19 protein-coding genes are annotated in these 25,556 nt (G+C 42.0%); 8 read left to right on the forward strand and 11 right to left on the reverse strand.

Going from position 1 to position 25,556, the window contains the following annotated elements; translation table 11 throughout:
- Position 1: 1 nt before the first annotated feature.
- The 4 genes from DC20_RS00905 to DC20_RS00920 form a co-directional block, all read right to left on the reverse strand.
- Complete coding sequence (locus DC20_RS00905) at positions 2-1,036, reverse strand: glycosyltransferase (protein ID WP_062542109.1); 1,035 nt, start codon at positions 1,034-1,036, stop codon at positions 2-4.
- Positions 1,037-1,046: 10 nt separating this feature from the next.
- Entirely contained in the window at positions 1,047-1,412 is a 366-nt protein-coding gene (locus tag DC20_RS00910; protein WP_062542110.1) for a hypothetical protein, read from the reverse strand.
- A 33-nt stretch (positions 1,413-1,445) separates the two neighbouring features.
- Positions 1,446-2,570, reverse strand: coding sequence for a glycosyltransferase (locus DC20_RS00915; protein WP_062542111.1), 1,125 nt, complete (start codon positions 2,568-2,570; stop codon positions 1,446-1,448).
- Between the two features lie 331 nt (positions 2,571-2,901).
- Positions 2,902-3,741 (reverse strand): glycosyltransferase, encoded by an 840-nt coding sequence (locus DC20_RS00920; protein ID WP_062542112.1) that lies wholly within the window; start codon positions 3,739-3,741, stop codon positions 2,902-2,904.
- A gap of 278 nt (positions 3,742-4,019) precedes the next feature.
- Between DC20_RS00920 and DC20_RS00925 the strand changes: the two genes are divergently transcribed.
- The 5 genes from DC20_RS00925 to DC20_RS00945 all read left to right on the forward strand — a co-directional run bounded on the left by DC20_RS00925 (position 4,020) and on the right by DC20_RS00945 (position 10,501).
- Positions 4,020-4,784 carry an oxygenase MpaB family protein gene (locus DC20_RS00925; RefSeq protein ID WP_062542113.1) on the forward strand — a complete coding sequence of 255 codons (765 nt, stop codon included), beginning with the start codon at positions 4,020-4,022 and terminating at the stop codon, positions 4,782-4,784.
- 199 nt (positions 4,785-4,983) lie between these two features.
- Entirely contained in the window at positions 4,984-6,051 is a 1,068-nt protein-coding gene (locus DC20_RS00930) for a TIGR03885 family FMN-dependent LLM class oxidoreductase (RefSeq protein ID WP_316934518.1), read from the forward strand.
- Positions 6,052-6,410: 359 nt separating this feature from the next.
- Complete coding sequence (locus tag DC20_RS00935; protein ID WP_062542115.1) at positions 6,411-9,236, forward strand: M16 family metallopeptidase; 2,826 nt, start codon at positions 6,411-6,413, stop codon at positions 9,234-9,236.
- 436 nt (positions 9,237-9,672) lie between these two features.
- Positions 9,673-10,086 (forward strand): hypothetical protein, encoded by a 414-nt coding sequence (locus tag DC20_RS00940; protein WP_169788140.1) that lies wholly within the window; start codon positions 9,673-9,675, stop codon positions 10,084-10,086.
- A 16-nt stretch (positions 10,087-10,102) separates the two neighbouring features.
- Positions 10,103-10,501, forward strand: coding sequence for a hypothetical protein (locus DC20_RS00945; RefSeq protein WP_062542117.1), 399 nt, complete (start codon positions 10,103-10,105; stop codon positions 10,499-10,501).
- A gap of 96 nt (positions 10,502-10,597) precedes the next feature.
- Here DC20_RS00945 and DC20_RS23290 read toward each other — a convergent pair whose 3' ends face one another.
- From DC20_RS23290 to DC20_RS00960, 3 genes are all read right to left on the reverse strand, one after another.
- The gene (locus tag DC20_RS23290) at positions 10,598-11,209 is read right to left on the reverse strand and encodes a YqaE/Pmp3 family membrane protein (protein WP_245652277.1); all 612 of its coding nucleotides are present in this window, start codon (positions 11,207-11,209) and stop codon (positions 10,598-10,600) included.
- A gap of 435 nt (positions 11,210-11,644) precedes the next feature.
- Positions 11,645-14,245 (reverse strand): PAS domain S-box protein, encoded by a 2,601-nt coding sequence (locus DC20_RS00955; RefSeq protein WP_062542118.1) that lies wholly within the window; start codon positions 14,243-14,245, stop codon positions 11,645-11,647.
- 496 nt (positions 14,246-14,741) lie between these two features.
- Complete coding sequence (locus tag DC20_RS00960; protein ID WP_071885524.1) at positions 14,742-15,134, reverse strand: response regulator; 393 nt, start codon at positions 15,132-15,134, stop codon at positions 14,742-14,744.
- 325 nt (positions 15,135-15,459) lie between these two features.
- On the opposite strand from DC20_RS00960, the gene DC20_RS00965 reads away from it, so the two are divergent.
- A complete protein-coding gene (locus DC20_RS00965) occupies positions 15,460-15,807 on the forward strand; it encodes a TM2 domain-containing protein (protein WP_157593002.1) in 348 nt (115 codons plus the stop codon).
- A gap of 67 nt (positions 15,808-15,874) precedes the next feature.
- Here the strand turns inward: DC20_RS00965 and treF are convergent, their stop codons facing one another.
- From treF to DC20_RS00980, 3 genes are all read right to left on the reverse strand, one after another.
- Positions 15,875-17,470: an alpha,alpha-trehalase TreF gene (gene treF / locus DC20_RS00970; protein WP_062542121.1), complete on the reverse strand. Its 1,596-nt coding sequence runs from the start codon at positions 17,468-17,470 to the stop codon at positions 15,875-15,877.
- Positions 17,471-17,661: 191 nt separating this feature from the next.
- Entirely contained in the window at positions 17,662-18,348 is a 687-nt protein-coding gene (locus tag DC20_RS00975) for a potassium channel family protein (RefSeq protein WP_062542122.1), read from the reverse strand.
- A gap of 11 nt (positions 18,349-18,359) precedes the next feature.
- The gene (locus tag DC20_RS00980; RefSeq protein WP_071885526.1) at positions 18,360-20,183 is read right to left on the reverse strand and encodes a TrkH family potassium uptake protein; all 1,824 of its coding nucleotides are present in this window, start codon (positions 20,181-20,183) and stop codon (positions 18,360-18,362) included.
- A gap of 140 nt (positions 20,184-20,323) precedes the next feature.
- Between DC20_RS00980 and DC20_RS00985 the strand changes: the two genes are divergently transcribed.
- On the forward strand, positions 20,324-20,620 hold the full coding sequence (locus DC20_RS00985) for a sll1863 family stress response protein (protein ID WP_062542123.1): 297 nt from the start codon (positions 20,324-20,326) through the stop codon (positions 20,618-20,620).
- 246 nt (positions 20,621-20,866) lie between these two features.
- On the opposite strand, the gene DC20_RS00990 is transcribed toward DC20_RS00985, so the two are convergent.
- Positions 20,867-21,280: a response regulator gene (locus DC20_RS00990; protein WP_062545728.1), complete on the reverse strand. Its 414-nt coding sequence runs from the start codon at positions 21,278-21,280 to the stop codon at positions 20,867-20,869.
- 1,572 nt (positions 21,281-22,852) lie between these two features.
- Here DC20_RS00990 and DC20_RS00995 point away from each other — a divergent pair.
- Entirely contained in the window at positions 22,853-25,528 is a 2,676-nt protein-coding gene (locus DC20_RS00995) for a S8 family serine peptidase (protein WP_169788141.1), read from the forward strand.
- Positions 25,529-25,556: the final 28 nt, after the last annotated feature.

Genomic DNA, 25,556 nt, shown 5'->3' on the forward strand with positions numbered 1-25,556 from the left:
ACTACCTTTTATTTTTTGATTTGTATTTATGTACTATAATTTCCCAAGCACTTTTTTGATCATACTGCTTTTGGTAATCATGAACAACATTTTGATAATAAGAGATGTCTTTAACAAGCTTATCTATTAACATTTCTTTCTCTTCAAGTATGCTTGTGTAGGTTTGCACCTGCTGTGCAAGCATTATTTCTGAAGCATTTAAAGCTGATTCTTTGCTTAATAGACTCTGCTTTAAATTTTCGTTTTCGTTTTCAAGACTGCTTATCTCAGCCTTAAAGTTAAACTCTTTTGAATTGTATTCTTCTTGAAGTTGGGCATTCTGTTTAACAAGATCAGATGTATACTCCTGCAAAACTTCAATATCCTTCACAAACATTTCCCTAGAATACCAGGCTCTACCCCAACAGTGGATAGTGTAAGCATTAGGATATAAAATTTCATCAGTTACATCCATTTTAGCTTTATAGGACTCAAATCCCCTAATAGGGTAAAAGAATTCTACTGGATACAAATGGATACCATTTAATATCTGACACCCGTAATCTTGCAACCCCCAGGCTTCTTTTAACACGTTGGTAACCAAAACCGGGGCTGAAAGATTTGCTTTTTCTGACCCATCGAATTGCCGTTGCAACTCATTAATGCACTGGTTGACAAATTTGTGGTTAGGAACAGATCCAAGAACAGCATTATTCAACCAGTATTCACCAGTTTCTGTATTGTTAGATTCAAACCCGAGAAAACACTCAGAAGATAAAAGTCCCTCAAGGCTTTTTATAACTTTGATGTCTGTATCTAAATAAATCCCCCCAAATTCTTTAAGTGCATAAAACCTAACTAGATTGCTAATGTTGGCATAATTACCCAATCTTTGGGCATTCATGATATAAGGTAATTCCATGGGACTATTTGTCTCATCCCATTTCTTTAACTCCCAATCTGGATGAAATGATTTCCATCCGTTTATATAGTCTTGGTATTCTTCAGGTAATTCCTGCCCTCCAAACCAACAATAATGAAAAATTTTTGGAATCATTATATTTAAACTACTTACCAAAAATCTTTTCTTTCAAAGTTCCTAAAAGGCTCCTTGATTCATAAGTTCGCTTATACCACTCAATATCCTGTTGTTTTCTAACAACTTCATTTATCAACTTCTTATTAAGTTGCTTATTACCTTCATTTTTTCTTTCTACCTCCTGCACCTGCTTAAAAAGGCTTTCTATCACTTCATTTTTTTGCCCTAACTCCTCTTTTAATTTGATTATTTCTTCTTCTTTTGAGGAGATAATATCTTGCTTGTAAGCCAGTTCTGACAGTAGTTGATGCTGTATTAATTTTAAAGATTTATTGATATCCTCTATTGGGTCTGGCTTTGAGGTAAAATCATGAAGTAATAAGGTATTTCTCATCTATGTAATCTTAAATAAACCTCTGTAAACTAGTTATGCCACTGCCGTAAAAGGACCATGGTCCTTTTGCCTTCCCCAACCCTGATAAGCTGTTTTATAATCTTTGAAATTAGAGTCCACATTGAACTTTGTACTACAAACTTCAAACGAGTAATCGCCCATTACTTCAAGCATCTCCTGGTTATTGAAGTAGTTCAGGATCTTAACGATCGCTTCTATGTCATTATTGAACACGTCACCATTTAGGCCTGTCATTACAATATCTGCGTTCCCTACACAATTACTCAAAAGGACGGGCTTTTTAAGGGCTAAGGCTTCCAAGACACTAAATGAAAGGCCCTCAAAAAGTGAAGTAGAAATAAAAACATCGGCTTGGCTCACCAATTCTTTTACAGTATCTGGCTCTTGCCAACCTGTTATAACTATATTTTTAGAAGTCAGGGCAGCTCTCTCCTTGCCTTCGCCTGCCCAAATGAATTCAATTTGGTCATAGTCCTCAAAAAAGGTGGCTATTTTGTTGAATAGAGCAGGATTTTTCTGGTCTTCAATTCTTCCGGTAGTAATTACCTGAAATTTTCTGCCTTTTGTTTTGGATGACACCCCTATGGAGTGGTCTTTCAAAGACACCCCATTGTTGATATAAGTAGCCTCAATGCCGATTTTATGGTATTCGGCCATTTCTGACGCGGAACAACACACCACTTGACCTCCTACCCCACTTCCAATTTTTTCAATTTGTTTAAACAGGAAGTTCATAATAGGGCTCCCGGCTGAAAGAAAGGGAGCGCCATTAGGGGTGTATACAACATTTTTCACTCCAGCCATTCTACAAGCAAGCCTTCCTAAAAGGCCGCTTTTTGATGAATGCAGATGTACAGCATCAACAAACCCCCTTTTAGAAAGTCGTTTAAGGATATTATGTAGTTCTGTTAGGGCAAGAAGGTCTTTGAATGGATTGATAGACCTTTGAACTGACTTCCATCTAATAAAACGCACATTCTGTTTAGGGAAAATACGTTTTACGTCTTTAGCAGACATCACCTGTTTGCGCTCCCCATGTATAACTATGTGGAGGTCGTCAGGCATAGTCTCTGTAAGTGCCTTTACAAAAACGGCAACCCCTGAAGCGAAAGGTTCTATTACGTGTACTATTTTCATTAGCCTAGGGGATTCAGCACCAAATAGCTTCTTATGAGTTCCTGTTTTTAGTGCATCAAAGATAACTATAATTCTTTTATAAGTATTTACAGAAGGCTATTAAACCCTTCTACTATATAATGACCATTTTGTATGCTTTTACCCCTATGACACCTTCAAATTTATAATTTTAATATTTTTTTATGCAAAAAGCATATAGAGAAGCTTTGTAAAAGATTTTTTTTGAATTATTCTTAATCTATTAACATAATCAACCTCAACTTCGGCTGCAATTTCAACCAAAAAAATCTCATCAGCTCTTTTAAATAATGTGGTTTTAAAATTAATGTACCTACAGATTACTTTTACTCAATCTATTTTTAACAATCAAAACTATATTATAGGGCAAAATTCTTAGCACTCGCAACTTCTGTTTAGCAATAAATTTCAAAAAAGTACTACTCCCAAATTCACTCACTACTCTTTCTCTACCCCTCAATTGATCTTTTCTATTTGTAATGGAGAGCCCTTTAGCGTTTATTTCACAGGTAACCAGGAATTCACCTAATATAGCTCCTTTGGTTTTGTGCAACATTTTGAAAAACAAAGCATAATCCTCAACATATGGATAATCTGCAGGGTACACTCCTACCTTCTCTAACAATTCTGACCTGAAAAGGACGGTTGGATGAATAAAGACATTCCTAAAGTGCATTTCTGATAAAATAGTATGGTGGTCAGTGGGAGTGGTATAAGTGTACTCGAAATCTGAGGATGGATCACGAAACACACACCAGCTTCCCAGCAAACCAATTTGAGAATTTTTATTTAGAAATTCTGCTTGCCTATAAAACCGACTAGGGTGACAAAGATCTGCACAGTCTAATCTGGCTATATACTGAACTGATAAATTTTGCTTAATCCACTGTAATCCAACGTTTAATGCATTGGTAATCCCTTTGTTCTTCTCTATTCGTACAACATGAGTGGAAAAGCCGCAAATACCCGGATCAGGCATTTCCTCTAACTTCACCGGAATTGGACTGCCATCATCAATGACTACTGCACAAAGTTTGTGCTGGTGATACTTGATACTTTCAAGTGATTTTAGAAGACCAGCCTTGTTATTGTAACAAGGTATAAGGACACAAATATCAAGAGGAGTAATTATACTTGTTTTGTTAGCTTTCAAAATAAACCTTAAAATATAATTATTCCTGAATTGATTATTATCAACCCCTTTCCTTTGATATTATTTGCAATTCAAAACTACACTTGCTAAGCAAAGTTCACAAATAACAATCCTTTTAAAAATCTAATTAGTGATGCTACAGAATTAAGTACCTAATCTTCAAGTCAAAAAACTTATGCTCTAAAAACGATCTCATCAAGGCCTACCTCGTACTTCTGTTTAGCTTTCTTAGTGGCGCGGCACTTTACTTTAAATCCTTTTAATTTCAGCAATTAATCATGCAGCTATTTGTAGAGCGAGATTCAGTAGTGCGGGAGATTTGGGGAAAGGGAGACACCATTCTCTTTATTTTCGCGGGTTCTTCTGCTGAGTTTGCTCTTAACAAGGCGGTAGATTGGCTGTACTTTACAGGTCGCCTTCCTGCCGATCCGCTGGGAAGACTTTTCTCTACCGTAGCGTACGCCAGGCAAATAGTTTTTTCTCCCCTTGAGGCTGCCCATAAAACCATTGACAAAATGGTCCACATTCATGCTGGGGTAGAAGCAAAGCGGGGCATGTCTATTCCTGATTGGGCTTACCGTGATGTTCTGTTCATGCTAATTGACTACTCCATCCGGGCCTTTGAGGTATTGGAAAGGGAACTCTCTTTAATAGAAAAGACAGAGGTATTTGAGGTGTTTTACAGAGTAGGCCACCGGATGGGTGTACAAGGTCTTCCAGGTACCTATTCAGAATGGCTTGAGATGCGGGAAACCCATTTGCACCAAGACCTGGCCATGAGCCATTATACACATGACTTGTTTCAGCAATATGAAAAACACTTGGGTAAGGTCCGGTATAGGTTGTTGTTAGAAGCCCAGACGATGGTGGTTCCAGACAGGGTAAAAGAATTACTGGAGTTCAGGAAGGTCTCACTCCTTTCTCCTCTCCTGCACGGGTACAAAGTAAGCCGGACCCTAAAACTTGACTGGTTTCTTAAATCCATTATTTTACCTTCCGCTTACAAAAAAGAAATCAGGGATTTGGACCAGCATGTAGGCTGAAATTTCCTTCTAACCTAGTTTTCACAATGAATTAAGGAACCATACTTTAAAGCTGTTCTACAAATAATAGGCTCAAAGCTGAGGGTATTTACAGTATAACTCCCAAGTTCCTTCCGCGTACATCCTTGATGAAAAAGGAAGTCTTCTCCAATAAAGGTAAAATCCTATTGTGGTCACTAAAGATCGCAATACAACACTTATGAATTCCTTTTGTGGGTATTCTCCGGAAAGTAACGCCCAAACAGAAGACAACCTATTACACCTTTTTCCAAAGCAAAACACAATGGACAACAAAGCCCTTAGCATTGGTTATCATGCCTCACATGAGCAATTCAAACCGAGTCACTTGTTACAATTGGTGCAGAAAGCAGAACAGGCAGGCTTCGGGAACATTCTCTCTTCTGATCATTTTTACCCCTGGAGCGAAGAGCAAGGCGAGAGCGGGTATGCGTGGAGTTGGCTGGGGGCAGCCATGCAAGCTACGACTTTGCCTTTTGGGGTAGTTTCTGCACCAGGGCAACGGTACCATCCGGCCATTGCGGCACAGAAAGTAGCCACTCTCTGCGAAATGTTTCCGCACCGTTTTTTTTTAGCCGCCGGAAGTGGGCAGTTGTTAAATGAGCGAATCACAGGGCAGCGTTGGCCCAGCAAGCAGGAACGTAATGAGCGCCTGAAACTATGCGTAGACATTATGCGTGCCCTCTGGAGGGGTGAAACTGTAACACACAAAGGCTTGGTAGAAGTGGAGAATGCTAAACTTTATACCCGCCCCAGCTATATGCCTCCAGTGCTGGGGGCTGCTATCACCCCGGAAACTGCTGAGTGGGTTGGTTCCTGGGCCGATGGCATGATCACCATCTCTAAACCTCCTCAGGATTTGCAGAAAATGGTGGAGGCTTTCTACCGCGGCGGTGGCGAAGGAAAACCAATGCACCTCAAGGTGCAACTCTCTTATGACCAAACAAAAGAAAAGGCCCGCCAGGGAGCCCATGAACAATGGAAAAACAACGTCTTTCCTTCGGCGCTCCTTTCTGATATACCTACAGTTAAAGGATTTGACGCGGCAGGCAGCATGGTAAAACCAGACGAACTGGAGCCGCATGTCAGAATTTCTGATAGTGCGCAAGAGCACATTGATTTGCTTGCGAAAGACATAGAATTAGGATTTACCCACCTTCATTTACACAACGTGAACCTGCAGCAAGAACAGTATATTGAGTTCTTCGGAGAAAGGGTATTGCCTGAGTTGAAGAAAGTAACAATTTAGAATTTAATAGAAACATACCTCGCCTCAAAGACGGGTCCCTACCACCCTTAATCTGAATCGCTTAAGATTTGACGAAATTAGGCTATAGACTCTACGTTACTCTAGCTTTAAAATATCCTTCATTTCAGGCCTGTTTTATTGAAAACAAGCCTGAAATGAACACACCTCTTTGGTAGACTCCCCTCCTATCTCTACCAAAAACAAAGCATCTTTTTTCCTAATGAATGCAGGAATTTTCCTGATATACAAACTATTGCTGGGGCTCTGTTACCTTTGTCGCTGGCACCTCCCTAAAAACCTAGTCATTCTGGTGTCTTCACCTTCATTAACTCAAACCAAGATATAACCTACCCCACACAATGCGTTTTAACAAACACATCATCTTTCTAATAGCATTCTCCCTGTTGGTGTTTTCCTGCCAACGGCAAAGCAAGTCCAAAACGGAGAAGCAGGACTTTAAGGTTGATTTTGAGAAATTTACCTTAGACAATGGCTTAACGGTTGTCTTTCACGTGGACAAATCAGATCCGGTGGTTGCAGTGGCGCTTACCAGCCATGTGGGCTCGGCGCGTGAAAAAGAAGGGCGCACCGGGTTTGCCCATTTGTTTGAACACCTTTTGTTTCTGGAATCTGAGAACCTGGGCAAAGGCGGACTGGATAAAATGAGTGCCCGTATAGGTGGAGCAGGCGCCAACGGTTCAACCAACCGTGACCGCACAAACTACTACCAAACCGTTCCTAATGATGCGCTGGAGAAAATGATCTGGGCCGAAGCTGATAAACTGGGCTTCTTTATCAACACCGTTACAGAACAGGTTTTGTCAAAGGAAAAGCAGGTGGTAAAAAATGAAAAGCGCCAGAGCTATGACAATGCTCCCTACGGCCACACCTCTTACGTAATCGACCAAAACCTGTACCCTAAAGACCACCCCTATCACTGGCAGGTAATTGGCTCACTGGAAGATTTGCAGAACGCCACCTTAGCTGATGTAAAGGAATTCTACCGCCACTGGTACGTGCCTAACAACGTGACCCTGGTAGTGTCTGGTGATTTTGAACCGGGTCAGGCGAAGGCTTGGGTAGAGAAGTACTTTGGCGAGATTAAAAAGGGTGAAAACATTCCAGCCCTGGAGAAGCGCCCAGTTGTACTTACCCAAACCAAAAAGCTCTACCATGAAGACAACTTCGCCCGGCTTCCTGAACTAACCATGGCTTGGCCAAGTGTCTATGCCTACCACAAAGACTCTTACGCCCTCAGAACACTGGCCAACCTGTTAGCCGATGGTAAAAAAGCTCCGTTGAACAAACTGATTGTAGACGAAAAGCAACTGGCAGGCCGCATAAACATGTACCAGAACAGCGCCGAACTGGCAGGGCAACTGATGCTCAGCATCAGAGGCTTTGAAAAAGTAGACCTGAACAAGATTCACGCTGCCGTGGAAGAAAGTTTTCAACGGTTTGAGAAGGAAGGGTTCACTGATGCTGATTTAAACCGAATCAAGGCAGTTCAGGAGGTGAACTTCTACAACAGTTTATCCAGTGTGCAGGGGAAAGGGTTCCAATTAGCACAGTATGAGATTTTTGCAGGTGACCCAGGATTTATCAGCAAAGACATCCAGAACATGCTGGCAGTTACCCGCGAAGACGTAATGTGGGTTTATAACCAGTACATCAAAAACAAGCCCTACGTGGTGACCAGTTTCGTACCGAAGGGTCAGGTAAACCTGGCACTGAAAGGATCTCAGAAAGCCAGCGTGGTAGAAGAGAAGATAGTGGAAGGCGCCGAAGAAAAATTTGACGCCACTACCCAAGCTACTTACACCCGTACTCCTTCCAGCTTTGACCGTACCGTTGAGCCGCCTTACGGCAAGACGCCAGAAACCAAAGTACCTAATGTTTGGGAAAGCAAATTAGAGAGCGGCCTCAAAACGTTAGGCATAGTTGACCGCGAAGTTCCTTTAGTGCAGTTCAACCTGCGCCTGAACGGAGGCCTGCTTTTAGAAGACACCTCTAAGGTGGGTGTATCCAACCTTCTATCTGAGCTGCTTCTGAAAGGAACCAAAAATAAGACAGCTCAAGAACTGGAAGAAGCTATTGAGAGCTTAGGAGCGGCCATCAACATTAACGCAAGTGAGGAAAGCTTTACCATTAGTGGCCGTACCCTGGCCCGCAACTACCCTCCTACCATGGCTTTGGTTCAGGAAATTCTTTTGGAACCGCGGTGGGATGAGCAGGAATTCAAACTTGCCAAGCAACGGATTGAAAGCCAAATAAAGCAGCAGAAAGCCAACCCCAACTCTATTGCTGACAACCAGTTCAGGAAACTGCTTTACGGAAACAACCACATTCTCTCCCGCAACATATTAGGTACTGAAGCTTCTTTGAAAAGCATTACTATGGAGGATCTTAAAAATTACTACATGGCCAATCTGTCACCTTCGGTAGCAGCCTTCCAAGTAGTGGGCGCTGTTGATCAACAGGAGGTAATGCATTCACTGGCTGGGTTGAAGCAGCATTGGAAAGCCAGGGAGGTGCGCATGCCGCAGTATCCTACCCCGGTGGTGCCAAAAGGATCAACTGTCTATTTCTATGATGTACCCGGGGCCAAACAGTCGGTGTTGCGGTTTGGGTATTTGGCTTTACCTGCCACACATCCAGATTACTATCCTGCGCAGGTGATGAACTACATTTTAGGGGGTGGCGGTTTTGCCTCCCAGCTCACGCAACAACTAAGAGAGGGCAAAGGATATACCTACGGCATCAACTCGTCCTTCTCTGGCTCTACGGTGCCGGGGCCATTCCTGATCCAAAGTGGCGTGCGGTCCAATGTTACCTTTGAATCTGCGGATTTGATCAAAAACATCTTGCAGAACTATGCCCCTACGTACTCACCTCAAGACTTAGAAGTGACCAAAGGATCTCTTATTAAAAGCAATGCCCGGGCATTTGAAACCATGGGAACCAAATTAGGCATGCTGAACAACATCAGCACCTATGGTTTGCCTTATGACTATGCTAAAAGAAGAGAAGCCTTAGTCAAAGAGATGAGCCTTGATAAAATAAAAGGCCTGGCCCTGCAATATGTCAACCCAAATAAGATGTACTACCTTGTGGTAGGGGATGCCGCTACTCAATTGAAGAAACTAGAGAAGTTGGGCTATGGAAAACCGGTGCTCCTGAATTGATATGTTTTATATTGTTCTTAAGAAGAAGCCCCATTCAGAAGAATCTGAATGGGGCTTCTTTATTCAACTGGTTTAAAGATACAGGCGTAAAACGGTGCTTCCTCTATTTACCCTTTTGAAGTCTTAATAGAGCCCCTTACTGGTTTTGAACCGTTTTTAGTGAAAGAAGCTTGAAAACAGATGGATCCTAAGCTACGGCTTTGCTTAGATTTTATTTTTATAAGTTTGCTCCGTATTGTTTTTCAGAAGCCATCCTCGATACCTTCTTCACTACAAAGAACTTCCTCTTTACGTCCTCTCAAGACTACTTATAAGGTGGATTGGCCCTAGAGAAACATACCTATAAGGCAGAATAAATTTCCTACTCTCCATTTATAAGAGAATTGTAAAACCATTATATTTGATTTAAACACCTTTGGTTTTATTTCTGCCAGCCATGCTCCTATACCATAATAGTATTTTAAAACTTGAGTATGATCCTTCCACTGACATTCTGGAAATGACATGGCCCGACCTTACCATTGGCCACCTTTCAGAAGTGAAACAGGCGCTGCAGACCATGGTAGAAACGGTAAGAGACTATGACATAAAGAAACTGCTGGTAGACGGAACCAAAGCCTCCATCACTATCCCAGATCAAGACCATACAGAACTTGATTTAAAACTTGCCAAGGACTTCACTTCCACCCGTCTCCAAAAAATAGCCAGAATAGAATCTACCGACTTTAAAAGAGAATTCAAGGCTGAAAAGAACCGGCATACAATTCACCAGAACCTGAATATTCCATTCCTGATGCAAAACTTTCCTGATCGTACTTCGGCTCTGAACTGGTTAAATGAAGCTTTTTAACATTTTCCCTTAGCAGATGCACCAACGCGTACTACTCACAGAATCTCACCTCACCATCAGCATAGACCTTTTTTCAGAGATTCTGTTTGTAAACTGGACTGGTGAACAGACGGAAGATACGGTGAAAGATGGCTGCCAGAAAATACTAAAATACGTGGTAACTAACCGGGTGAGTAAAGTTTTCAACGACAATACCCATGTTACGGGAAATTGGTCAGGAGCTGCTGAGTGGGGAGCCAAGATCTGGTTTCCGGCGATGTATAAAGCAGGGGTGAAATACTTCGCCTGGATTCTCTCACCAGAACTATACAGCCAACTTTCTACCCAGGCAACCCTCAATTACAACATCAGCGGAATCATCATCCTGAACTTTGAAGAAAAAGCTCCCGCGGAAAACTGGCTTAAGATCATGTAGTCTCGGTATACTCTCGCAGGTAATGATCACCCGCATAAAACAAAAGGCCTGGCAATTATGCCAAGGCCTTTGTTTTATGCGGGTGATCAAAAAAAGTTAAATGGTATCTGTGACTACCAATAGGGCATATACAATACCAGGAATAATGAACAGGAGCGTAAGCAAGAGGCTTATCCAGAATCTGCTACCTAGCCCTTCATGCAGGAAAACAGCCAAAGGTGGTATTAAGATGGCCAGGATAATTTTAACCACTGTACCTGCATCATTTGTCTCTCTTAGAGCACTTCTGACTTCTTTTCTGAATTCCTTTTTCTCAGCCTTGGTCATAGAAGAGAGACGCGCCTTAGCCGATTCTAAAGCAACAGATGCTTCTGGTTGTACAACTGGCATGGCCTCTGATACAGGAAACTTTGAAACGGCTGTTTTCTTTGTCTCCAATAAAACTGGCGACTTTGCCTTGGCATTAGCTTCTAACACGGGCTCTGCTTTCTCTATTTCAGAAGGAGCAACAGGGGTAGAAACCATAGTTTCTGCCACAGTAACCTTGTTTTCTTTTACAGCATCGGCAGGTTCAGTTTTAGCAACTGATTTGTTGTAAGACTCTGGCTTAGCAGACGAGAATCTGTAATACTCAGCTGAACTACAGGCAAACAGAAACTGCCCAACTAGTACAACTACAATCAACTGGAGTAAACTTCTAAATTTCATAGTACTATAGATTAAGTGGAAAGAAATAGTTAATCAGTTTACTAGCTCCTAAGATTGGTCATCAACCCCAATAAGTAGAAAGCCAATCCTACATTCACTTTATTAATACTATGATTTTCTAATATAAGTTATAAATGGACTAACAATTTTTCAATAAGTGTGCGTATTCCACTACTCGCATTTAATTTAGTGCCTTTTCAAGGGTAAAGTAGGAATGCCTAATCGTTTGCTTATTCTCGCACTTGATTAAGGCGATGATACAACAATGGCACATTCCTGCACGACTGATTACCGCACGACTGGATACAAAATAAAACACCTGAAGATTAAAGCATAAGAAGACCTAAAAAGGTTAAGACTCTATTCCTGAAGTAAGAAAAGGCGTTTAGAAGCAGTTTTATAAAAACAGCCTCCAAACGCCTACATCAAAAGTAATTAGATAAGATCTTTTGGTGTTACAGTTGCTTCACTTGGCAACAGAATTTCAATATGGGTTCCTTCATCAAGTTTGCTTCTCATCTCAATGCTTCCTCCCATGCTTTCTACATGTGTTTTGACTAGAAACAAGCCTACTCCCCGTCCCTTTTTGTTTTTGTGAAAACGCTTATAAAGCTTGAACAAGTTATCTCCTGCCTTCTCCATGTCAAAGCCCGAGCCATTGTCTGAAAAGGAGATGTTTACTCCTCCATCGGCATGCGTTACACATTTTATGTTCACCTGGAGTGGACGGCTTTCTGATTTATACTTGATGGCGTTGGAAAGCAAATTGTAAAAGATGCTGTATAAATAAGCTCTGTTTGCTTTTAAAGTGATAGTTGAATCTATTTCAACCTTCAACTCACTTTTATTTTGCAGCAATGACTCCAGAAAGTTTTGGCGGACCTGTTCACAAACTTCAGCTAAATTTACGAACTCTCTATCTACCACGTCTTGCTGATCCCGAAGGGAAAGGATGAGGTTGAGGTCTCGCAGAACGGTGTCAAGTTTGAAAACACTCGTTTTCAAATACCCCAGTGACTTATCATAAATTTCTGAGTTCTTGTCCAACTTCATAAGGAAGTCTGCTAACCCCATTGCATTTGCAACCGGAGCCCTCAGGTTGTGCGACACTATATAAGTAAACTGCTGGAAATCACGGTTCTGCCGGTATAAATCTTTGGTCATCTGGAGCTGCTTTTCCTCAGCTTCCTTCCTGAAAGTAATGTCTTTCTGAATGATGATGTGGTGCTTAATGCCCCCTTCGTCGTTTAAAATAGGGGTAAAGTCCATAGAAAGCCATACTTTGGAACCAGACTTCCTATAGTTTAGGGTTTGAATATTGAAGGGCTTGCCAAGCTTCAGTTTCTCCTTTATTTTCTGCCCAATATCAAAGTTAGAGTCTGGGCCGAGAATGAAAGTACCTGGTATCTGGCCTTTTACTTCCTCTAAGGGAAAGCCTGTGGTACGGGTAAAAGCCTCATTTACCCATTCTATTCTGCCCTGAATATCTGTAATGATTACCCCATTTGATATTTTACTAGCCACTAAGGATAGCTTTTCCAGCTCTCGTTTAGCCTCTACCCTCTCCGTTATATTTGAAAAATACACAGAAAGACCCTCATCAGAAGGGAAAGCCTTTACTTCAAACCACTGGTTAAACCGCTCCATGTAAGTTTCAAAGTGGACAGACTTTCCGGTCTGCAAAGCTTGATTGAAGTTCTCATGAAGGTAACTGTTGGTTAATTCCGGAAACACCTCCCAGAAACATTTCCCATAATACCCCTTCCGGTCAAGCTGAAGAATATGCTCAAATTCTTTGTTGATAAAACTGAAATGCCAATTGTTGTCTAACATGTAGACAGCATCTGTGATACTTTCAAATACAGTGGTTAATGTTTCTGCTTGTTTTTTTATTAAGGCATTGGCTGTATGATTTCCAGTGATGTCCTTGGCAATAGAATGCACCCCAACCACTTGCCCATTCACAATAATTGGAATTTTAGTGATGTTCAAGTACAGCTCATGGCTTCTTGAAAGAGGCAATTCCATGTCAAAGGTGATAATATCACCTTTGAAAGCTTCTTCAAGGTGTTTATAATATACCTCTGCTACTTCTGCAGGAAGGAAATCACGTAAACTTTTGCCTACTATATCTTCTTTTGAAAACCCTGTATAAAAAAGAAACTGTGGATTGGCATCAAGAATGCATCCGTCACGGTCTTCGTGCACTATCAGGTCCGGGTTGTTGTCAAATAAAGACCTAAATCGTCGCTCACTTTCCTCCAGTTTAAGAGAAGCTTCTTTTTCATCTGTGATATCCTTTGAGCTAATTACAAATGCGTTGATTAATGGGTTTTTCAACTGGTTACTTACTATTGCCTTTATCCAGCGCCATTCCCCGGAACCGGACTTGTAGCGTAAGTCAGGGGCCTCTACCAATTCAGAGACTTTAAGCCTCTCCCAAGCCTCTGCTGTTTCTTTGAGGTCTTCTGGATGGATTAAGTCGAACACACTTTGGCCCATCAATTCATCGTGCTGGTATCCCAGAGTTTTAGCCACAGCACCACCAATGTACACATACTCACCGGCCTCGTTAATAAGACCAATCATGTCAGAGCCGTGTTTCATTAGTATTTCATGCCATTCATCTTTTTCCTGAAGCTTTTGCTTGTATTGGATTACATCTGAAGCCACCCGTCCCAGGCAGTACATCAGCTTATCTTCTTCAGACCAGACCCAAGACCATACAATAGGTACTTCAACTCCAGTCTTGTGAAGGCATTGATTAAAAAAACTTTTTGAAGGCGTCCCCTGCATGACCCACTTCATGTTTTCCGAAGTGCGGATATGGTCCTCAGGAGAGATGAGACTTAAGAAACTATTTTGTAACAACTCTTGGTCATCATACCCCAAAACCGGTTGGCAAGAAGCACTGATGTAGACAATTGTTCCCTTTTGATCTAGAGCACATAAGACATCAGAAGAAACCTCAATGACTTTGTTGATGATTTTCTTCTCCCACTTCCTTGCAAATGACCCTACCGTGTTTGCTTCCACTTCTTAGCTCTAGGTTATGTAACAACTTACAAGTCACTCATCATATAAGTTTCTAAAATAGAACTATTAATATAGGATACCAAGCATTTGATTCTTAAACTATTTTAAAGCTCACACTCTACAAACCACAAATCAAACTTTTCAGCAATAAAAAGGACCAGCAGTTTACTCAGGCTCAACTCATAATTTATAAATTTAAAAAGACATTGTTAACAAAATCCGCACCAAATAAATCTACCACAACCCTACATGCACAAAAAATTGTACATAAAAGGCTTAGACTAGGAAGCATCAGGAGATCTGTTCATGCATCACCTTCATTGTAAATGATGATAAGGAGATGTATGAGAAAGTATTAAAAAGAGGTTGAACTTACATCCTTAGATAAGCGAGGCTATGGGCAGGAAACTTTACCCATAAAGCTAAAGCTTTAAGAATGGATGCAAAAAGGAGGAAAAGGTGAGATTGAGAAAAGGAATTAAAGGTTCTGATTAATCTATAGCTCTGCCACTACTTTCCTAAAATCTGTTTCACTTAAGGGTTTTAAAAGGCAGGTAGTGATTCCTAATGAACGCATCTGGTTCATGTCTGTAGAATTTGAGGAGGTAGACAGAACTACAATTTTAGTAGAGGTTTCCTTTACCAAAGGAAGTCGGTTATACTCTTCCACAAATGAAAAGCCATCTAAAACAGGCATGTTGATGTCTAGGAGAATCAAAGTAGGGAATTCCTCGGGGCACTTTATGCTTTGCAAGTAAGTTAATCCCTCCTGCCCATTCAAAGCTACGATTACCTCATCTGCTATTCCTGTTTCTTCAATAACAGTTTGGTTAAGGAAGTTGGTGATCTCATCATCCTCAATAAGTAGTATAGACTTGATTCTTTTCACTTGCAATCGGTTTCAGGAAGAATTGAGCCTGCTAATTTAGCATGAAAGCAATGAAAGAATAGGTATTTCTACCATAAGAATTTTCTATATTTTAAAAATAAAATTAACCTCTTATAGCTGAGTACCTTCTATTGACTGGTGTTAACCAATGGTAAAAAGCCCCTATACCTTAAGCTAGTCCTCTGTTCTAGCTTACCATATGGAACATGGCGGTAGCTTCATATCTTGTTTAAAACTGAGTATTGATAAATATATCTTTTTTATATATCTGCATATTCAAGATAATTAGTATCTTTATTTACAAGCACTTAACCAGATAAATCCATTGACTACTGCATCAAGTGTACTGCCCTTGTCTTTCCTTCAACAGCTTCCCTATGTGGTGCAGGTTGATTTGCCTACTCTTTCGCCGGAGATGCAAAATGTTTTCTTCACCCAGTATGTGCAGTCCCGCAAGTCTATTGGGTTTGCCTATCTACTTTGGGTTATCTTCGGGCTGCACTATGCCTATGTAAACAGGTGGGCTATCCAGTTTGTGTTCTGGATTACCGCCGGAGGCTTGGGGGTGTGGTGGCTTATTGATCTTTTCAGGATGCCTGGTATTGTCAGGAAGTACAACGACGAACTGGCGTTACAGTGCTTGGGGAACATCAAGATGGCGCACCGGCTTTAAAGAGAATTTCTTTTTTGAAAGTCTTTTCAGAAAAGGAGCATAAAACACCAGAAAGATCAGAGGTGCTTTACTTTCTTCCTTGCTTTTGCTCCTGCATCAGAAGATTCAGAAGAACGCCGTTGGTCCACCCAAAGCCGTCCTGGTTTGGGTATTCACCTCCGCCACCTTCGGCTCCGGGTCTTTCCACATTATATTTTTCTGTGAGTTTGCCGGTCAAGGCAAAGACGTCTGTGTTCTGCTTTATCCAATTAGTAGCAATGGTGTTGGCTAATGAGTTTTGCTTGTAAGCCCGCAGCCCCTGTATAGCCAGCCATTGGAGGGGAGCCCATCCGTTAGGCGCATCCCATTGCTGCCCTGAGTTAGTTAAGGTCGTAACCAACCCGCCTTGTTTCACGAAGTCCTGCCGTATTCTTTTAGCCACGGCTTTCGCCTGTGCCTTAGTGGCCATACAGAAAAACAAAGGAGTCACGGCAGCCAGGGTAGGCACGTTGGTAGTTTTCTGCTGCACAAAATCAAAATCATAGAAAAACCGATCCATCACGCTCCAACAGTACTGAAGAACTGCTGCTTTGCGTTGTTCAGCCTTCTGTCGGTAAAGTTTCTCTTGGATAGCATCTCCTTTCAGGCCTGCTATCTGGGCTAAGGTCACTTCCATGTGGTAAAGCAAGGCGTTGAGGTCTACCGGAATTAACTGGGTGGTCCGGATGGTTTGCAAGGTTTTTCCGTCCTGAAACCAGCGGCTACTGAAATCCCAACCAGATTCAGCGGCAGCTCTGATGTCACGGTAAACCTCCTCAGGGTTTCGGCCAGAGGCATGGGCAACTTCCACATCTTCTTTGTAAGCCTCGGGCCGCGGGGAAGGATCATCATCCCAGTACCGGTTCAGGATGGTTCCGTTGGGCATTCTGACTACCCGTCGATGGGCTGTTTGTGCGGCGGAAAGGGTTTCCTGTCCATTCATCCAGAAGGCATATTCTTTTTGCAGAGCGGGTTCATAGGTTTTCAGAATGTCCGTCCCTTTTTCTTGCGCCAAAACGCGTAGCATAAGGGCGTAGAAAGGAGGCTGTGACCGACTGACGTAGTAACTCCGGTTGCCGTTAGGAATGTGGCCCACGGTATTGATCAGGTAAGTGAAGTTGTCTACCATGTTCTGGATGAGCTGCACCTGGTCACTTTCCAGCAAGCCCAACATGGTGAAATAACTGTCCCAGTAGTAAATCTCCCTGAACCGGCCACCTGGTACCACATAAGCATGCGGCAAGGGAATAAGCGAACTCTGCTCTGGTTTGGGCTGGCGGGTTAACACCGGCCATAATCTCTTGATATGCTCTGTAACCGGTAAGGCAGCATCTGCCCTGAAATTTGTGGAGTGCTCTATAGGCAGCTCAAAGTGGCGAAGCACAAACGCTTTTAAATCAAACCCGGGCCTCCCCTTTTCCTGCGCGTACGCCTGCAAGATGTGTTCCAGCGAAGAACGGGGAATACAATCTGGAAAAGTCTTGGAATCTGGAAATATGGGGGCTAGTTGCACCTCCTTGAAAAGTTCTCCTAATTGTTCATGAGGCCTAAACTGCGCCTGGCATGTAAACGTCCAGACGCAAAGGAGAAGAAATGCTAATAGAGATTTGACACGAGTTTGTGGGTGGGATCTAAGGTTATGCATCGGGTAAATGTTGGTCCAGCTATCCCCTCGTACGCTGAATGATTAGTGAAAGGATATAGTTGCCCCTTATTCTTCCGCCCGTGAACCTCAGTTTAAGCTTTTGTTTTATGCCTCATTTTTTTTAAAACAGGTTTTAAACACATTCATTCCACACAACAAGATTCAGCATTACCTCTACCAACTCCTTATTGCTACCTCATGTGCAACAGTCGGTCTATGTCTTGGATTTTACCAAAGACTACTAAAATGTCACCGGCTTCAAACACAGTTTCGGCTTTGACTACCCCCAACACTGTGGCTTTCTGGTACGATTTCCCGAAGAGGTTTTTAGACTCGCGGTAGCGTAAAATGGTAAGCACGTTCACCTGGTAGCGGGCCCTAAAGTCTGACTCGGCAATGGTTTTCCCTACGTATCGCTCTGGCACAGTAGCCTCTATGATGTTGTAGTCTTCCGTTAAGTCAAAGGAATCAATCACGCCTTTCATCTCCAGCTTTTTGGCCAAACGCTCAGCGCTTTCCTGCTCAGGCCTGATGATCTGGTCTACCCCAATGGCCTCTAACACCGTTTGGTGCAAGGGCGAAATAGCCCGGCTCATGAGGCGCTTCACCCCCAACTGTTTGAAGATTGCTGTAGCCATTACTGATGCCCCAAAATCTTCCCCTATGCCTACCACCACCACATCGGTTTCAGCAGTTGGAAGCGTGGAGAGGGCCTGTATATCACTCGCATCTAAACAAATGGTATGGGTAACGGTGTCTTTGTAGGCTTCCACCTTCTGCATGTTTTTATCAACAGCAATGACCTCATGCCCCATTTCGGTCAACTTCATAGAAAGCGACGATCCAAAATAGCCTAACCCAATAACGATGTAGCGCATTTAATCTGAATTTACGTGATGATGATGGTTTCTTTAGGATAACGGTACCGCAAGGTAGAGACTTTGCGCAGCAGTCCAACAATCAAGGTGAGCGTGCCCACTCTACCTAAAAACATGGTCAGGATCAGGACAACCTTACTGGGTGCGCTTAAAAGAGCCGTGATGCCCACTGATAGCCCAACGGTGCTAAATCCGGAGAAGCACTCAAAGGCCACAGCAGCCAATTCCATTTGTGGATCAAAGATGGTAATCGTGAACACAGCCACCCCTATGACCAGCAAAGAAAGAATGATAATAGCAAAGGCTTTGTCTACAGACTCATTCCCTATTTCCCTTCTAAATACTTCTACCCGGTCTTTTCCTCTAGCCAAACTTAAGATGTTAAGAATCGCTACTGCGAAGGTAGTTGTCTTGATTCCCCCACCCACTGAAGCTGGGGAAGCTCCAATCCACATAAGCAGCAGGTAAAGCAATACGGTAGGTGCTGTTAGTGCTGCCATGTCTACGGTGTTGAATCCGGCAGTACGGGGCGTTACAGAACCAAAGAAAGCCCCTACTACCTTGCCCCACATTCCGTGCTCAGCCAAGGTATTATTGTACTCTAATAGAAAGTACACGACCATACCCACTACCAGCAGAATGGAGGAGGTGATGGTTACTATAAGCGTATTCACGTTCAGCAACCTGGGGGTGTGCTTGATAGGAATACCAGGGGTCATTCTATCAATCGCATCCAACACTTTGTACCTCACGTACCGGGCCAAGTTAAACACAATAGGGAAACCTAAGCCTCCAATTATTACTAGTATAGCTATGATGATTTGCAAATGGTAATTATACCGCACCATAGGATCAAACAAACCCAAAGACAGAGTAGAGAATCCAGCGTTGCAAAAAGCAGAAACAGCATGGAAGATTGCAAAGCTGAACTTGTCTGGCAAAATCTCAACCGGAATACCTTGCAAAGAGGCGTAGATAAATATCGCTCCCAGAAGCTCAAACCCTAAAGTAAAACTGACAATCCGGAAAAGCGTTTTGGTGATTTGGCCTAGATTATCTTCGTTTAACCAGTCCTTCATGAAAAGGGAGCTTTTCAAAGAAGAACCTTGGAAGAAGATACCAAAGAAGCTTGCGAAGGTCATGATGCCCAACCCACCCACCTGAATCAGGATCAGGATCATCACTTTCCCAGTAGGGGTAAAAACCGTAGCAGTATCTAAGGTGATCAAGCCCGTCACACAAACTGCGCTGGTAGCAGTAAATAGAGCGTCAATAAAGCTGATTCCGCTGTATGTTGCCTGCGGAAGAAGGAGCAGAAAAGTACCCACTGCCACCAGGAACACGAAACTTAAAACAAATACCAGAGCAGGTTGCACCGTGCTACGATAGAAAAGGAGCGTCTTTTTAGATACTTCTATGAAAAAAACATAGAAAATGACAAAGTAGATGGGTTGCTCACTGTCAAAGAAACGCAGCAGGGTGCTGGAACTGGTCATCTGGTTTTGGAGCAAAAACCTGGAAACTACCCCCAAAAGCATAAAAAAAAGTAGAAGACCCTCAAAAATAAGCGATGGCCTCCGGACACCGTCTCTAATCAGAATAAGACTTCGTACTGCCAGGCATGTTAGTACTGTCAGGAAAAAGACGTGGTAAAAGTAATGGAGAAATCTTGGCTCAACTATTTCATTCTTGAACCCAATGTCATACAGGAAGACCACCAATCCAAAAGAACTCAGATATAGAAGAAGGGTATCTACAAAAGCAACTACCCTTGGGGTCTGCTGAAAAGCAGCCTGTAGTGGGGTAACTGGAAACTTATTTCTCTTTTGGTTCATCTTCATTGAATTCCCTGGTCGTATGTGGCGCATCTTGTCTTTACCAGAGACAGTGCACAACACAAATGTAGACAAGGCGGAACATTTTCCGTTCCTCTAAGTACTTAAAAAGCGTAAGTACATATTTAACCCAGACTACTATGGATACCTATAACCTGAAACCGGAGAACATGCGGGCGCCCCAGCATCTGAACGAGAAGGAAATTCGGCAAAGCTTAGATGAGTTAGACGCTAAAATAAAAGTACTTCAGGGTCGGGCCCATGCTACCACAGCAGACTCACACCATACCTACCATGAACATATAGCGGCTTTGGAAGCCAAACGTGCCCTCATTGCCCAAAAGCTGGATAACTCTAGCAGTGCCACTGAAAGCACCTGGCAGGATATAAAACGAAGCTTAGAAGACCTCACAGAAGGCATCAAAAAGCTTTTCTAATTCCGAGTTGATAATTGGTAGCTCAGGATCAGAAAAGACCTAAATTACACATATAAAGCTTAAACGGGAATCCGCTTTATGGCTCCTTTTGTTAAAAAGGCCACAAGCCGGATTCCCGTTTATTTATTGAGCAGTTAAATGAAACAGCTTAACTACCTTCAGTTTACTTCGAATCTTAGTCTCCTTATTTCTTCAGAAAGGAAATAGTAAATCGAGCTAATCCTGTCTTAACTGAAGCACCACCTTTTATTGATGAGTGGAATATTGCTCTGAGATGATGTTGAGGATATCAGAGGTCAAGGGCTTAGAGAAAAAGTCATTCACTTCTGACAAGTTCTTAGCATGCGTGATGTCGTTTTTGTCTACTGCAGAGGAAAGCACGAAGAGTAAACAGTTTTGGGTAAGTTCTACCGGCAACTTTCTGTACTCTTCAATAAACTCCCAACCGTCCATACCAGGCATGTTGATGTCCAGAAAAATGATTTCAGGAAAATCATGCGGTTTCTCTTTAACAATGGTATTCAAGCATTCTAATGCCTCTTCAGCCCATAAATAGCTATTCACATTTGCCGCAAACTGTTGGCTTCTGATCACACTCTCACACAGAAAATTGTGAATCTCATCATCATCAATTAAGAAGACTTTCTTATACTTCGTCATTTTTTGCTGGTCCTTGATAAACTCTTTAACAATAGATCCCCGGCTTCTTTCCATTCTAAATATGTCCATTTGCCTTAAAATCTACCTGGTTGAAGTCCCCCTACACTACTAAAGTATTGTCCTTCTCATGAAGGAAACAACACTTACACAAAGCTAAAAACTTAGATAAGCTCTTTTAATTAATTATTACCCTAAGCCTTGCCTTAGCAGTATTAGTAGTCTTTAAAAATAACCTTACCAATTTGAACCTGCAAGTTACAACCTGAGGATTAGTACTTAACAGTCTAAATATTCTTTTTCTGAATAAAAGCTCAATATTATTTTATATCCCTCCCAACTTCCTAATCACCGTATCACAACTCCAAGCTTACTCAATAAACCTTATAGAATTACATGTACGCTGAAGGGTGAGTTATTCTGACTTGTTAGTGCAAGTCTAATAGATCGCTTCTAATACTTCAGTAAGCACTAATGAGGCCCTTTTCAATGATGAAATTCTTTCTCCTGACTTCTTGATTTATCTCTGTACAAAATGGAATATGTTAGTTTGTGCTGGAACTCTAACCCATTTTAGATTGACTCCATCATTTCTTGCACCTTTAACTATGATATAAACTCGCAGTACTAATTGTGTTATTCACTTCTAAAAAGGCAATCAAGTACCTAATCTACTTTTAATACAAACCAAGGTAGCTTGCAAAGCATACCTAGCATTGTTCTTGAATCTCTACATAAATGTATAAACCTCAATTCTAAGTTCAAATACATTAGAGATAGAGCTTCACTATGCTTTAACAACTAATGCTCCTTTCATTGCACCTTCCACTGTGCTTATCTTTTTTTCAATGAAATGCTGCTTACCAGCTCAACCTCTTATCAGGAGTAGAATCCTTTTTTATTAGGTACAACAACACTTTTTTTCACCAACCAACTTCAATAACTCCCCCCGATTAAGTCAATTGTATAATTAAAGTTATATTTATAATTAAAATTTAAACTTTAAACAACTTATATTTGTATTTAATATGTATATTATTTTACTTTACTAATGTATAACATAAACCTAAATAACTATCTACAGGAGAGACTATGCGACTAAACGATATGCTATTGAATACTTTTTAACATTGAGGTATCTCCAATCCCTTCCCCCCTTTCGATCAACTCCCCCATACCCAGTACCTTGTTTCTACTTTTTTTGAGAGCAGTAAATAACTTTTAATTATAACCAGTTCATTTTATCTATATAAAAATTCCTACATATATAATATTTTTTCAAAAATCCAAACACATACCGGTTTATGGTAATCTAAAATTTAGGAGTGACGTAAAAATCAAAAAAACAGAATTCTTTATTCAGTAGTCACTCTGAAATTGGATAGTTCAACCAAAACCTATTATAGCCTTTGATACAACTTCTACTATAAATAAATGAAATACATATACTGCCTGTCTTACTTGGTTCTGTTCGTTTACCTGAGCTTTTCTGTTTCCGTGGCAGAAGCTCAAAATGTACCTAAGACCGAACCATTTACTTTAGTCTTCAAGTTAAAATCTGCTTCTCCATCTGCTATGAGCAGAACTGCTGGTGTATCTGCTGTTCAAGAGGTTGTTCAGCGGGTAGCTCAGGAAAAAGCCGTACAAAAATTTCCTCAGGCTGTTTCTCTTTCTGGAGCTAAAACTTCAAAAAAGAATGCTGTAGATCTTTCTTTGATTTACCAGCTACGGTATAATCCCGGACAGCCTTTTGAACAGGTCAAAAAGAAATTATTGAGTACTGGATTAGTAGAATATGTAGAACCATTGTACTTGCATGAACCACTTACCCTTCCTTCAGATCCGCAGGCAGATTCTGTTTCAGGCAGTCAGAATTACCTTAAGAAAATAGAAGCATACAGGGCCTGGAACATCACTCAGGGTGACACAAATGTGGTAATTGGCATATTAGATACAGGCGTAAAACTCACCCACGAAGACCTTAAAAATAACCTGAAGTACAACTACGCAGATCCAATTGATGGAATAGATAATGACAGAGACGGTTTTGTAGACAATTTCAGAGGCTGGGACCTGGCAGACAATGACAATGACCCAACGGCAGATGCAAACGGCCACGGGACCATGGTAACGGGAGTAGCCTCGGCTCAACCCAATAATGGTGTTGGCATGACCGGGGTAGGCTTCAATTGTAAATTTTTACCCATTAAGATCTATGCTTCTACCCCCAAGGGATCTTTCAAAGGATATGAAGCCATTGTTTATGCCGCTGACCATGGGTGCAAAGTCATTAATCTCTCATGGGGTGCGGCAAGCTTTTCCTCTGCCTATGAACAAGACATTATCAACTACGCAACCATCAATAAAGATGTGGTGATTGTAGCGGCAGCGGGCAATACTAATGATGAGTTAGACTTCTACCCTGCCTCCTACCAAAACGTTCTTTCTGTTGCCGCCTTAGACAAAGGAGATGTCAAAGGACAATCGAATACTTACAGTTATAATATAGACTTAGGTGCTCAGGGAGTAGATGTGTTTACGACCAATAACGCAGGAGATACAAGATACGGCAGTGGGTCTGGTTCTTCTTTGTCTTCTCCAATGGTTGCAGGGGCAGCCGCGTTAATCCGGAGTTACTTTCCTTCTTTAACTGCCTCTCAGGTAATGGAGCTTTTGAGGGCTACTGCTGATGATATTTACTCTTTAGCAGGTAATACCGCCTATCTTGAAAAACTGGGAAAAGGAAGGCTGAACATTTTCCGGGCATTATCAGAAAAGAACACCATTTCTGTACGAATGACCTCCTGGAACATAGTAGGCACAAACGCCCTAACGCCTGGGGCCGAATTCAAAGTAGCAGGTAATTTCACTAATTACTTAAGCCCTGTTGCTGGATTACAAGTGAATGTTACCTCCTCCAGTCCCTACGTACAGGTGGTAAAGGGAAGTGTTTCTTTAGGCTCTTTTGCAACCTTAGGAACAGCAGACAATCAGACAAACCCATTTACCTTAAAAATTGCGGAAAATGTACCTGCCAACACCCCGGTAACCATCCGGTTTGGGTACACCAATGGCACTTACTCAGACTTTCAGTACATTAAACTGGTTCTTAACCCAGACTTCCAGACCACCGACGTAAACAATGTGGTAGCCTCCATCATGAGCAATGGCAACATCGGGTACAACGGTTTAAAGTATACACAGGGCAAAGGAGTTACCTACAAAGGAAGTGATCCATTGCTTCCTGAAGGCGGCTTACTGATTGGGTATTCTCCTACCCACGTTTCTGACAATATAAGGAATGAGAAGGGCACCACCGACCAGGACTTCTACGCTGTCACCTACTTGCAGCGGAAACCCAACTCTCCCAATGCAGACTTTTTCGGGAGCAATGTGATGGAAGACTCCCTTACAGCCACCAAAACTAAAAGCCTCAGAATCCAACAAAATGTGTACGCCTGGTCTGATGCTCCTAACCAAGACTATGTGGTATTAGAATACGTGTTAACCAACCGTTCAACCGAGACAATCACAGACGCCTTCGCCGGAATGTTTGTAGATTGGGATATCAAGTCTGCCTCTAAAAACATGGCAGAGTGGAATGACAAACTTCATTTAGGCATTACCAGACACCGAACAGACAGTTCCATTTGGGCAGGTATTCAATTACTTTCAAAAGGTGCTCCCGGATTTTTCGCCCTTGACAATACGGCGGCAAATGGTATTAACCTTTCAGATGGCTTTTCTACTCAGGAGAAATACCTGGCTCTCTCTGGTGGAGTGCAAAGAGAACGCGCTGGCTTTGAAGAAGGAAAAGACGTATACTTCGTCATCTCTTCCAAAATCAAATCTTTGGCCCCTTCACAGGCAGACACAGTGGCCTTCGCCATTGTGGCGGGCGGCTCAAGAGAGGAAATCAACAGACACGCCACTGCGGCGCTTCAGAAATATAACCAGATTACTGCAACTAAAACAGTTACTTCCAGCCCTACTGGTATAGCATCAAAAGCAATTTCACTGTTCCCCAACCCATCGCAGGGCCGTTTTACCGTAAGCTTGCCTACCGCTTTACAGCAAACCTCTGTTGAAGTACAACTCCTTGACAGTAGAGGGCAGATAACTCCGCAGGGAAGCTTCCAGAAGAAGAGCCAGCTTGATTTTGACTTTACTAACCTTTCAGCGGGCATGTACTACCTGCGGTTTATTTCTTCGGCTGGCGTAATGACTCAGAAATTCATGATTTCTAAATAGGCGCTTTTAAGCCCATTTTCTAAAAAGG

This window comes from Rufibacter tibetensis (assembly GCF_001310085.1).
GTDB lineage: Bacteria > Bacteroidota > Bacteroidia > Cytophagales > Hymenobacteraceae > Nibribacter > Nibribacter tibetensis.

Bases quoted from the DNA above. Each gene is read 5' to 3' on its own strand.
- DC20_RS00905 (WP_062542109.1), bottom strand. From the start codon at position 1,036: ATGATTCCAAAAATTTTTCATTATTGTTGGTTTGGAGGGCAGGAATTA.
- DC20_RS00910 (WP_062542110.1), bottom strand. From the start codon at position 1,412: ATGAGAAATACCTTATTACTTCATGATTTTACCTCAAAGCCAGACCCA.
- DC20_RS00915 (WP_062542111.1), bottom strand. From the start codon at position 2,570: ATGAAAATAGTACACGTAATAGAACCTTTCGCTTCAGGGGTTGCCGTT.
- DC20_RS00925 (WP_062542113.1), top strand. From the start codon at position 4,020: ATGCAGCTATTTGTAGAGCGAGATTCAGTAGTGCGGGAGATTTGGGGA.
- DC20_RS00930 (WP_316934518.1), top strand. From the start codon at position 4,984: ATGAATTCCTTTTGTGGGTATTCTCCGGAAAGTAACGCCCAAACAGAA.
- DC20_RS00935 (WP_062542115.1), top strand. From the start codon at position 6,411: ATGCGTTTTAACAAACACATCATCTTTCTAATAGCATTCTCCCTGTTG.
- DC20_RS00940 (WP_169788140.1), top strand. From the start codon at position 9,673: ATGCTCCTATACCATAATAGTATTTTAAAACTTGAGTATGATCCTTCC.
- DC20_RS00945 (WP_062542117.1), top strand. From the start codon at position 10,103: ATGCACCAACGCGTACTACTCACAGAATCTCACCTCACCATCAGCATA.
- DC20_RS23290 (WP_245652277.1), bottom strand. From the start codon at position 11,209: ATGAAATTTAGAAGTTTACTCCAGTTGATTGTAGTTGTACTAGTTGGG.
- treF (WP_062542121.1), bottom strand. From the start codon at position 17,470: ATGCATAACCTTAGATCCCACCCACAAACTCGTGTCAAATCTCTATTA.
- DC20_RS00975 (WP_062542122.1), bottom strand. From the start codon at position 18,348: ATGCGCTACATCGTTATTGGGTTAGGCTATTTTGGATCGTCGCTTTCT.
- DC20_RS00980 (WP_071885526.1), bottom strand. From the start codon at position 20,183: ATGAACCAAAAGAGAAATAAGTTTCCAGTTACCCCACTACAGGCTGCT.
- DC20_RS00985 (WP_062542123.1), top strand. From the start codon at position 20,324: ATGGATACCTATAACCTGAAACCGGAGAACATGCGGGCGCCCCAGCAT.
- DC20_RS00990 (WP_062545728.1), bottom strand. From the start codon at position 21,280: ATGACGAAGTATAAGAAAGTCTTCTTAATTGATGATGATGAGATTCAC.
- DC20_RS00995 (WP_169788141.1), top strand. From the start codon at position 22,853: ATGAGCAGAACTGCTGGTGTATCTGCTGTTCAAGAGGTTGTTCAGCGG.